Origin of the sequence: Rhodococcus sp. SG20037, from assembly GCF_031763325.1 — a bacterium.
GTDB lineage: Bacteria > Actinomycetota > Actinomycetes > Mycobacteriales > Mycobacteriaceae > Rhodococcus_F > Rhodococcus_F qingshengii.
The window spans coordinates 4,527,503-4,538,248 of the sequence record NZ_CP134497.1 but is presented as its reverse complement, the minus strand read 5'-3'; the positions used below and the strand labels follow the sequence as shown (position 1 = coordinate 4,538,248).

The 10,746-nt window shown below is 64.4% G+C and carries 10 protein-coding genes; 8 read left to right on the top strand and 2 right to left on the bottom strand.

The features are described from left to right. Positions 1-16 precede the first annotated feature (16 nt). The 6 genes from RHP72_RS20650 (at position 17) to RHP72_RS20625 (ending at position 5,661) form a co-directional block, all read left to right on the top strand. Positions 17-868, top strand: a complete 852-nt coding sequence (locus RHP72_RS20650; RefSeq protein ID WP_030536264.1) for an SDR family NAD(P)-dependent oxidoreductase — start codon at positions 17-19, stop codon at positions 866-868. Between the two features lie 3 nt (positions 869-871). Then, positions 872-1,777 carry a TIGR03619 family F420-dependent LLM class oxidoreductase gene (locus RHP72_RS20645; protein ID WP_311093760.1) on the top strand — a complete coding sequence of 302 codons (906 nt, stop codon included), beginning with the start codon at positions 872-874 and terminating at the stop codon, positions 1,775-1,777. Positions 1,778-1,845: 68 nt separating this feature from the next. Then, entirely contained in the window at positions 1,846-2,532 is a 687-nt protein-coding gene (locus tag RHP72_RS20640) for a nitroreductase (RefSeq protein WP_003943290.1), read from the top strand. 73 nt (positions 2,533-2,605) lie between these two features. Continuing rightward, positions 2,606-3,742 carry a class I SAM-dependent methyltransferase gene (locus RHP72_RS20635; protein WP_047270315.1) on the top strand — a complete coding sequence of 379 codons (1,137 nt, stop codon included), beginning with the start codon at positions 2,606-2,608 and terminating at the stop codon, positions 3,740-3,742. Positions 3,743-3,936: 194 nt separating this feature from the next. Beyond that, positions 3,937-4,785, top strand: coding sequence for a Bax inhibitor-1/YccA family protein (locus tag RHP72_RS20630; RefSeq protein WP_020970268.1), 849 nt, complete (start codon positions 3,937-3,939; stop codon positions 4,783-4,785). Between the two features lie 120 nt (positions 4,786-4,905). Continuing rightward, the gene (locus RHP72_RS20625; protein ID WP_075833959.1) at positions 4,906-5,661 is read left to right on the top strand and encodes an enoyl-CoA hydratase/isomerase family protein; all 756 of its coding nucleotides are present in this window, start codon (positions 4,906-4,908) and stop codon (positions 5,659-5,661) included. Positions 5,662-5,727: 66 nt separating this feature from the next. Here RHP72_RS20625 and RHP72_RS20620 read toward each other — a convergent pair whose 3' ends face one another. Then, a complete protein-coding gene (locus RHP72_RS20620) occupies positions 5,728-6,945 on the bottom strand; it encodes an acetyl-CoA C-acetyltransferase (protein WP_019744600.1) in 1,218 nt (405 codons plus the stop codon). Positions 6,946-7,066: 121 nt separating this feature from the next. Next, positions 7,067-8,038, bottom strand: a complete 972-nt coding sequence (locus tag RHP72_RS20615) for an SGNH/GDSL hydrolase family protein (protein WP_042448870.1) — start codon at positions 8,036-8,038, stop codon at positions 7,067-7,069. Between the two features lie 71 nt (positions 8,039-8,109). Between RHP72_RS20615 and RHP72_RS20610 the strand changes: the two genes are divergently transcribed. Further along, positions 8,110-9,495 (top strand): cystathionine beta-synthase, encoded by a 1,386-nt coding sequence (locus RHP72_RS20610; protein WP_003943292.1) that lies wholly within the window; start codon positions 8,110-8,112, stop codon positions 9,493-9,495. A gap of 44 nt (positions 9,496-9,539) precedes the next feature. Continuing rightward, positions 9,540-10,712 carry a cystathionine gamma-synthase gene (locus RHP72_RS20605; protein WP_007728802.1) on the top strand — a complete coding sequence of 391 codons (1,173 nt, stop codon included), beginning with the start codon at positions 9,540-9,542 and terminating at the stop codon, positions 10,710-10,712. The last annotated feature ends 34 nt before the right edge of the window (positions 10,713-10,746 follow it).

The following is a 10,746-nucleotide window of genomic DNA, read 5'->3' as shown; positions in this document are numbered from 1 at the left end:
GTGACGGTACGCCGAAGTGCTTCACATCGAACTGCAGAAGGGTGTCTTCGTGGTGGTCGGATCGGCGTACTCCCCAGGGCCGATGTTGGTGGGTAAGAAGGCAGTGGTCACAGGCGGTTCCCAGGGAATCGGCGCAGCGATTGTTCGAGCATTTGCATCGCATGGCGCGTCAGTTCTGGTTGTCGACGTGGCTCCTCTTGGCGACGTCGAATTCGACTCGGCTGCAGGTGGTTCGATCAACTATCTCGAGTACGACGTGCGGACGCGGGAAGTCCCCGTAGCGTTGACCGAGTTCGCGCCGGACGTCCTGGTGAACAACGTGGGTCATTTCCTGAACCCGCCGACAGAGTTCACCGGTACGGATCCAGGTTTCTGGTCCGAGGCCGGCAGCATCAATTTCGATCACGTCGTGCGTCTGACCCATGCCCTGCTTCCCGGCATGATCGACCGCGGTTTGGGTGGATCGATCGTGAACCTGACGACGGTGGAGGCGCATCGAGCGATCCCGGGCCACACGATGTACTCGGCATACAAGGCCGCGCTGACACAGTTCACCAGAAGCCTTGGTGTGGAGATCGGTCGAACCGGAGTGCGCGTCAACGCCATTGCCCCGGATCTGATCGAGTCGGTACAGGTGCCGTATCGCACGATCGTTCCTGCCGACGACTGGGACAAGTGGCCGGGGTGGGCACCGTTGGGCGGACCGGGCCAGCCGGTCGACATTGCCGGCCCCGCACTGTTCCTGGCTTCCGACCTGGCGAGATACATCACCGGAACCGTGATCCACGTCGACGGCGGCTCGCACGCTGCCGGAGGCTGGTTCCCCACAGAAGAGGGTGGCTGGACCAACCGGCCCCGAAAGGCTTGACACATGACAACTTTCAGTCTGAACGTTCCCAACTTCGGCACCACTCTCGCGGAGGACTCCTACGCGAAACTCGTGCAGGTCTGTCAGAACGCGGAAGCTGCCGGCTTCGACCGGGTCCTCGTCACCGATCACGTGGTGATGGGCTCGGACAACTCGGCGTACACGTGGTCGGCGTTCCCCACCGAGCCCGACGCCAACTGGCTCGAGCCGCTGACCGTCCTGGCTTTTGTTGCCGGACAGACGAAGACAATTCGCTTGGGGACCGGAATCGTCATCGCGGCGCTGCGCGGGGGAGCGGTACTGGCCAAGACGGCCGCGACACTCGATCTGCTCTCCGGGGGCCGACTCGACCTTGGCGTCGGAACAGGTTGGCAGGAACGTGAATACGAGGCGGCAGGTATGGACTTCGGTAAAAGGGGACCACTGCTCGACGACGCTCTCGCAGTGTGCCGGGCCCTGTGGAGTTCGGCGCCGGCGAGCATCGACACCCCTCGTCTGAAGTTCGACGACGTGTACTGCGCGCCCCGTCCGGCCGCTGGAATCCCGATCTGGGTGTCCGGTTCGCTCTCCAAGGCCGTTGTACGACGCGTCGCAACCTGGGGTGACGGGTGGATTCCGATCATGGGTGCCGCGGACGAGGACCTACGTGAAGGGATCGACGTCATCGGCAAAGCGATGGCGGATCTCGGACGCGATCCAGCGGAATTGCAGGTCCGTGGGCGACTGACCGTCGTACGCGGGTCCGACGGTTCGATCGACCTCCCGGCGACGATGATCGGCGCCGAGCAGCTGCTCGAATCCGGTGCCACCGATGTGCTGGTCGCGCTGGCGGCAGTAGATCCGGATCCGGATGCGGCGATGGCAGAGTTCGGCGAGCTGGTGGCGGCCTTCGCAAAGGTGACCCGCTGACGATTGCGTCGAGGCGGTAGTTCTATCGTGCGAAGTGTTGTAGTGCAGCCTGATCGAGGAGAGAACACATGACCGAGAGCATCGTCGTGGATACGAGCCTGGAAGCGTTGCTCGACGCCCGGATCAGCTGCCGCGCCTACGAGGACCGTCAGGTGCCACGTGAGGTGATCGAGGAGATCCTTCGGCTGGCGCAGAAGACGCCGTCGTGGTGCAACACGCAACCGTGGCAGGTCGCGATCACCGAAGGGGAGGGCACCGAGCGATTCCGCGCCGGCCTCGGTGAGTACGTGATGGCCAACGCCCAGGAGTCGGACTTCGAGTTCCCGCGCGCGTACCAGGGCATCTACAAGTCGCGTCGGTTCGACTGCGCGATGGCGCTGTATTCGAGCGTCGGAATCGAGCACGGTGACCGCGCCGGATCCGCGGCACAGACGATGAAGAATTTCGAGCTCTTCGGCGCTCCCCACGTCGCGATCATCACCACCGACGAGGCATTGGGCACCTACGGCGCAGTCGACTGCGGGTTGTACGTGAACAGCTTCCTGCTCGCGGCCCAGAGTCTGGGGGTCGCCACCATTCCGCAGGCGGCGCTCGCGGGCAGCTCCAAGTTCATTCACGAGCATTTCGGTATCGACGACACTCGCAAGGTTGTCTGCGCGATCTCGTTCGGATACCCCGACGCCGACCACCCGGTGAACGGATTCCGCACCGAACGCGAAACCGTCGACAACGTCGTGCAGTGGATGTCGAACTGACAGGGATGTCGAACTGATCACCTGCTGGTCGGGGGATTGAGTGTTGCGTAGTTCCACCTGAAAGACTGGTGGCATGTCCGACACACCCGAACTGTTCGATCGTCTGCGCCGATTCCCCGATGTCGAGGCACCCAATCTCTTTGCCGTCGATGCGGCTGATCGTCTGATCCTCGACGAGGCCGCCGACGCTCTTGCCGCGGCACCGGCGGGCACCGTCGTCGTGATCGGCGATCACTACGGTGCGCTGACTGCCGGTGTTGCGCTCGTGCACGGAATCGCCGCCGTGCGCGTTCACCAGGATCCGCTCACCGGAGAGCTGGCCCTCGCGAACAATGCGCGCGAACTCGGATTCAGTGACGCCTTCACCTCGCACGGACTGGACGAGGAGTTGCTCAGCGGCGCCCGCGTCGTGCTCATGCAATTGCCGCGTAGCCTCGCCGAACTTGCCGAGATCGCTCAGCTGATCGCGCTCCACGCCGACCCGGCGGTTCGTGTCTTCGCCGGTGGGCGTGACAAGCACATCACCCCGGCGATGAACAAGGTTCTCGGCGAATCGTTTTCCGACGTCAGCGCCTCGCGTGGACGGCAGAAGTCCCGCGTACTCAAGGCTTCGGAACCGAAGGCCGAGGTTGCTATCACGTTCCCGATGACCGAACGCCTCGACGAATTCGACCTCGACGTCGTTGCTCACGGCGCCGTGTTTGCCGGTGCGAGCCTGGACATCGGCACCCGGTTGCTCCTGGAGAACCTCGGAAAGATTGCGGTCGATCCGCTGAGTGACGTGATCGACCTGGGTTGTGGCAGCGGTATTCTCGCGGCGGCGATCGCGCGGAAGTTCCCGGACGTGCACGTGATCGCAACGGATCAGTCCTCGGCAGCCGTCGCTTCGGCTCTGGCGACCGCGTCCGCAAATGGCGTCGGCGATCGAGTGAGCGGCCTGCGCGACGACGCCGTGAGTTCGTTGCCCAGTGCGAGCGCGGATCTGGTTCTGTTGAACCCGCCGTTCCACGTCGGCGCGGCGGTCCACACCGGCGGAGCACTCAAGATGTTCGAAGCTGCCGGCCGTGTCCTGCGTCCCGGTGGCGAGTTGTGGACTGTTCACAACGCGCATCTGGGGTATCGCGAACCGTTGAAAGCCGCGGTGGGTCCGAGCGAGGCGATGGCGAAGAACGCGAAGTTCATCGTGATGAAGTCGGTCAAACCGTCCTAGTATCGAAATGGGACGAGTGTCGACGAGTGTTGATCTTCCGGAAATGCGCCGGGAACTACAACCGAAGCTTCGACGTTGTAAATTACGAGTGCTTTACTTTTAGTCAGGTACACGGACCGTGTCGGAAACTCGGATCCGTCCGGCGAACCCGCGACGCACCCGTCGTAGGCCACCACGATGAAGGGATGATCACGGTGCGCACCACCAGCAACCCGGTGTTCCGCAATCTGCCCAAGCAAGAGGGCAACGGATACGCCTCGTTCGGATCTGCGACGGCGGGCGCCTCGCAGGCAACCCAGCAGTTCGGTCAGCCGCAGTACGCTCCGGCCGAGCCGTACCAGACCGGTCCCACCTCGCGGGCCATGACGATCGACGACGTCGTCACCAAGACGGGCATCACGCTCGGTGTGCTGACGATCTCGGCACTGGTGTCGTACTTCCTGGTCAACAACAACGCCGATCTCGCAGCCCCGCTGGTCATCGGCGGCGGTCTCGTCGGCCTCGTTCTGGTTCTGGTCGCGACGTTCGGTCGCAAAATGGACAACCCGGCAATCGTGTTGGCGTACGCCGCGGCCGAGGGCCTGTTCCTCGGTGCGCTGTCGTTCATGTTCACCTTCCAGCTCCAAGGCGCTGACGCGTCGATGCTGATTGCGCAGGCGGTCCTCGGAACCTTCGGCGTGTTCTTCGGCATGTTGGTCGTCTACAAGACCGGTGCGATTCGGGTGACACCTCGTCTGACGCGAATGATCATCGGTGCGTTGATCGGTGTTGTCGTTCTGGCGCTCGGTAACCTCGTCGCGAGCTTCTTCACCGAGGGCGGACTGGGACTGCGTGACGGTGGAACCGTCGCCATCATCTTCAGCCTCGTCTGCATCGGCATCGCAGCCTTCAGCTTCCTGCTCGACTTCGACGCCGCTGATCAGCTGATCCGCGCACAGGCGCCCGAGAAGGCAGCCTGGGGCGTCGCATTCGGCCTCACCGTCACCTTGGTCTGGCTGTACGTCGAGATCCTGCGTCTGCTGAGCTACTTCAACAACGACTAGTTCTCGAGTCGATCCGTAACACGAAGAAGGGCCCCGCGAGGGGCCCTTCTTTTGTCGTCTGTGGACGGTTACGGTGCTTGGATACCTAGCAACTGCTTGGTTTGGAACGAAGGGGAGCGAATGTCGACAAACACCTCTGAACCCATCCTGGTCGCGGATGCCGGAGCAGTGCGAACGCTGACCTTCAATAATCCGAGTCGCCTGAACGCATTTGATGCAGCCGGTTTTCGAGCGTTCACCAAAGCGCTCGACGACGCGGCGTCGGACGAAGCCGTGGCCGTGGTGATCGTCGAGGGCGCAGGCAAGGCATTTTCCAGTGGCGTCGACCTACGCGCACTCGCCGAACCAGGCGCAGACAACGCCGACTTCGGCCACGCATTCGCGCCGCTGATCGTCGCGCTGGTGGAGTTCCCGAAGCCATTGATCGCCGCGGTACACGGCGCTGCCGTCGGCATCGGCCTGACCATGCTGCTTTACTGCGACGTCGTCTACGTTGCCGAGGACGCACGTCTGCGTGCACCGTTCACTTCGCTGGGTACAGCTCCCGAAGCTGCCAGTAGTTGGTTGCTGCCCAAGGTGATCGGAACGCAGCGAGCCGCCGAGCTGATCCTGTCGGCCCGGTGGCTCAGCGGCGTCGAAGCTGCCGCCTACGGACTGGCGACAGCCGCCGTGCCGGCCGACCAGGTACAGGCACGCGCCCGCGGGAGTGCCGAGCAGATTGCCGCCAACGTCGGACCGGCAGTCCTTGCCGCCAAACGACTGCTCCGTCACGGATGGGCGGACGAAGCTCGCGCTGCCGTGCAGCGTGAGGACGACGCTGCGCGAGAGTTGATTCGCGAGTTGGGGAGTTTTGCTCGGAAGTTCACGACTTCCTGAAACACGACCACACGAAAGCGGCCGCCCGGCAGAAGCCGGGCGGCCGCTTTCGACGTGCTCAGGGGATCAGCTGAGGCGCTCGATCACCATTGCCATGCCCTGTCCGCCGCCGACACACATGGTCTCGACGCCGAAGGTCTTGTCCTGCTCCTGCAGGTTGTTGATCAGGGTGTTGGTGATACGGGCACCGGTCATACCGAAGGGATGACCCAGCGCGATCGCGCCACCGGAGATGTTGAGCTTGTCCTCTTCGATGCCCAGTTCGCGAGCGGATCCGAGGACCTGCACTGCGAATGCCTCGTTGATCTCGAACAGGTCGATGTCGGAGATCGACTTGCCGGCGATCTTCAGGGCGTTCTTGACGGCCTGGATCGGGCCGAGGCCCATGATCTCGGGGGACAGGCCCGAGACGCCGGTGGAGACGATGCGAGCGAGCGGGGTCAGGCCGAGTGCCTTCGCCTTGGTGTCGGACATGATCACCAGTGCGGCTGCGCCGTCGTTGAGCGGGCAGGCGTTGCCGGCGGTGACGGTGCCGTCGGGGCGGAAGACGGGCTTGAGGCCGCTGATGCCCTCGTAGGTGGTGCCGGCGCGGGGGCCGTCGTCCTTGGAGACGACGGTGCCGTCGGCGAGCGTGACGGGCGTGATCTCACGCTCGAAGAAGCCGCGAGCGATGGCTTCCTCGGCGCGGTTCTGGCTGCGAACTGCCCAGCGGTCCTGGTCTTCGCGGGTGATTCCGGTGGCGGAAGCGACGTTCTCCGCGGTCTGGCCCATACCCAGGTACACGTCGGGGATCAGGCCCTCTTCGCGAGGATCGGTCCAGGCGACTCCACCTTCGGCGAGCTTGGCGCTACGGGCCTGCGCTGCGTCGAAGAGCGGATTCTTGGTGTTGGGGAGGCCGTCGGCGTTGCCGGTGATGAAGCTGGAGACGGACTCGACGCCGGCGGAGATGAAGACGTCGCCCTCGCCTGCGCGGATGGCGTGCAGCGCCATGCGGGTGGTCTGCAGCGAGGAGGAACAGTAACGGTTGACCGTGACACCGGGGAGGAAGTCGTAGCCGAGCTGGACGGCGACGACGCGGGCGATGTTGAAGCCCGACTGACCGGCGGGCTGGCCGCAACCGAGCATGAGGTCGTCGATCTCGGTGGGGTCGAGCTCGGGGATCTTTGCCAACGCGGCGGCAACCATCTGAGTTGCGAGGTCATCCGGGCGGATGTCCTTGAGCGAACCCTTCATTGCGCGGCCGATGGGCGACCGTACTGCTGAGACGATTACTGCCTCGGGCATGAAAACTCCTTTTGTGTACTGCTCGCGGGCGGCTTGAAACGCCGTCGAGCAGGGCAAGTTGAATGCAGCTTCGACTTACAATTTACGTTGCCGCTCCCAGATGGTGGTCACGCAGTCTCACTCAGTTGACGTCGGGGCGCTGACCTGCAGGTTTGGTGCGTCTCGCGAAGGCTTTCCACTGGGTTGCCGCCGCCGTCAGTCGGGCCGCGACGGTGCGGGCTTGCGCCGCCTCTGAAACGTGGGGGAGCTCGGGTAGCGGGCCACCCTGCCATTCACCCAGAGCCGACGCGAGAACCGGGACGATCTGCTTCGCCGCGAGTTCGTATCCGGCCGCGGACGGATGGAAACGGTCGGCCGAGAACATCGTGTCGGGCGAGGCCAGGAATTCCTTGGCCAGCAGGTCGGCCAGTGGAACGGGATGACCCCCGGCGTTTCTGGTCGCGGCCGCCTGGGCGAGTGCGAGGCGATGGCCCCATTCACGCACCACGGAGCGCAGAGGTTGCGGGATCGCCGTGACCACCCCCAGATCCGGGCAGGTGCCGACAACAACGACGGCGCCGCTCTCGCGTAAGCGTCGAACCGCGTCGCCGAGGCGTTTAGCCGACGCGTGAATCGCGTTCTTGGCGGTGACGTCGTTGGCGCCGATCAGGATCACCGCAGCGTCCGGGGGAGGACCGGCGACGAACATGGCGTCGACCTGCCCACTCAACCCGCGGGAGGTGGCGCCCCCGATGGCCTTGGTGCTCAAACGGATTCGCTTCCCGGTTTCACTCGCAAGCAGCTTCGCGACCTGAACACCCGGTACTTCCGAGGCCGTCAGCGCGCCGACGCCGGCCGCAGACGAATCGCCGAAGATCATCAAGTGGAGATCGAAGGGCACGGCCCGCCACCAGAGTTCCGGGTTGTCGGCGCCGGGCGCGTACACCCCATCCGCCTCGGGTGGCTTGGCGATATTGCGACCGATCACCCCGCGGGCCGCCCCCGCCTGCGACATCAGATAGTTGTAGCCCAACCAGGAGAGCGTGCCTGCACTCGATCCGGCCACCACCGTGGCCACCGACGCTTTCAGTCCGGTTCGACTCACACTTGCCAATCTAGCCGGATTGCACCACCTTCGCCCGACGTCCGCGCGCACCGTTTTCTTTCATCTGGGAACATGGACGAATGCGCATCGCGGAACACGTCGTCGACCTCATCGGCAACACCCCACTCGTCAAGCTCACGTCCGTCACGGGCGAAAACTTCGGCACGGTGGCAGCCAAGGTCGAATACCTCAACCCTGGCGGTAGCTCCAAGGACCGCATCGCCGTCAAGATGATCGACGCAGCCGAGGCTTCGGGTGAACTGAAGCCGGGCGGCACCATCGTCGAGCCGACCTCGGGCAACACCGGAATCGGCTTGGCGCTCGTGGCGCAAAAGCGTGGATACAAGTGCGTTTTCGTCTGCCCAGACAAGGTCAGCGAAGACAAGCGCAACGTCCTGCGCGCCTACGGCGCCGAGGTGGTCGTGTGCCCCACGGCCGTCGCGCCGGACAACCCGAACAGCTACTACAGCGTCTCCGACCGTCTCACCCGTGAGATCCCCGGCGCCTGGAAGCCCAACCAGTACTCCAACCCGGGCGGACCGGAGAGCCACTACGAGACCACCGGCCCCGAGATCTGGGCCGACACCGACGGCAAGATCACGCACTTCGTCGCGGGCGTCGGCACCGGCGGCACCATCACCGGCACCGGCCGCTACCTCAAGGAAGTTTCGGGCGGCAAGGTCAAGGTCATCGGCGCAGACCCCGAGGGCTCCGTCTACTCCGGCGGCACCGGTCGTCCGTATCTGGTCGAAGGCGTCGGCGAAGACTTCTGGCCGTCGGCATACGACCCGTCCATCCCGGACGAGATCATCGCCGTCTCGGATGCCGATTCCTTCGAGATGACGCGTCGCCTCGCCCGCGAGGAGGGACTGCTGGTCGGCGGTTCCTGCGGTATGGCCGTCGTCGCTGCCCTCGAAGTAGCCAAGCGTGAGGGTCCTGACGCCCTGATCGTCGTCCTCCTCCCGGACGGTGGCCGCGGCTACCTGTCCAAGATCTTCAACGATCAGTGGATGGCGTCGTACGGATTCCTGCGCACCCCACTCGACGGCAAGACCAACGTCCCCACCGTCGGCGACGTTCTGCGTGGCAAGTCGGGCGAGCTGCCGGACCTCGTTCACACCCACCCGTCGGAGACCCTGCGCGATGCGATCGAGATCCTGCGCGAGTACGGCGTGTCCCAGATGCCCGTCGTGGGTGCGGAACCGCCGGTCATGGCAGGCGAGGTCGCCGGAAGTGTGTCCGAGCGAGATCTGCTGAGCGCGGTCTTCGAAGGCCGTGCGCACCTTGCGGATTCCGTCGAGAAGCACATGAGCAAGCCGTTCCCGCTCATCGGTTCCGGCGAGCCGGTCTCGGCTGCCACGAAGGCGCTCGGGGACACCGACGCACTCATGGTCGTCGACGACGGCAAGCCGGTCGGTGTCATCACGCGCCACGATCTCCTGGGTTTCCTGAGTTCGGATTCCTGAGTTCGGATTCCTGCGCCGGCACCGGCGCCATTAGGCTGGGGACCATGAGTGAGCAACGCAGCAAGGCCGACAACATCAGCTGGCAGGGTTTCTCCACGAAAGCGGTGCATGCGGGTTACGAACCCGATCCGCTGACCGGTGCGGTCAACGTGCCGATCTACGCGAGTTCCACCTTCGCCCAGGACGGCGTCGGTGGAATGCGCAGTGGCTTCGAGTACGCGCGAACGGGTAACCCCACCCGTCGCCCACTCGAGGCGAACCTCGCCGCGCTCGAATCCGGAACCTACGGCCGAGCGTTCAGTTCGGGAATGGCGGCCACCGACTGCCTGCTCCGTTCGGTACTTCGACCCGGCGATCACCTGGTCATCCCCGACGACGCGTACGGCGGAACCTTCCGTCTCATCGACAAGGTGTTCACGCAGTGGGGGATCGAGTACACCCCGGCTCCGGTGTCCGACGTCGATGCGGTGCGCGCGGCGATGAAGTCCAACACCAAGCTGGTCTGGGTCGAGACGCCCACGAACCCGCTGCTCAATATCGGTGACATCGAGCTCCTTGCCGAGGTCGCCCACGAGGGCAACGCAAAGATCGTGGTGGACAACACCTTCGCCTCGCCGTACCTGCAGCAGCCGCTGCAGCTCGGTGCCGACATCGCGCTGCACTCCACGACCAAGTACATCGGCGGACACTCCGACGTGGTCGGTGGCGCTCTCGTCTGCAACGACGAAGAACTGGACACCGCGTTTGCCTTCCTGCAGAACGGATCCGGCGGCGTTCCCGGCCCCTTCGACGCGTTCCTGACGTTGCGCGGAATCAAGACACTGGCGCTGCGCATGGAGCGTCACAGTGACAACGCGGAGAAGGTCGTCGAATTGCTCGACGGCCACCCCGCGGTTGCCAGCGTCATCTACCCCGGACTGGCTTCGCATCCGTCGCACAAGGTCGCGGCCAAGCAGATGCGACGCTTCGGCGGCATGATCTCCGTCCGCCTCAAGGGCGGCAAGGCGGCAGCTCTCGACCTGTGCTCGCGCACCGAGATCTTCACGCTGGCAGAATCTCTCGGCGGAGTCGAATCCCTCATCGAATTCCCCGGTGCGATGACCCACGCCTCGACGGCCGGTTCCGCTCTCGAGGTTCCCGACGATCTGGTTCGCCTGTCGGTCGGCATCGAAGACGCCTCCGATCTGGTCGGCGACATCGAGCAAGCGCTGTCCTGATCTTCGCTCTACAGTAATTCGACTTCGAATCTGC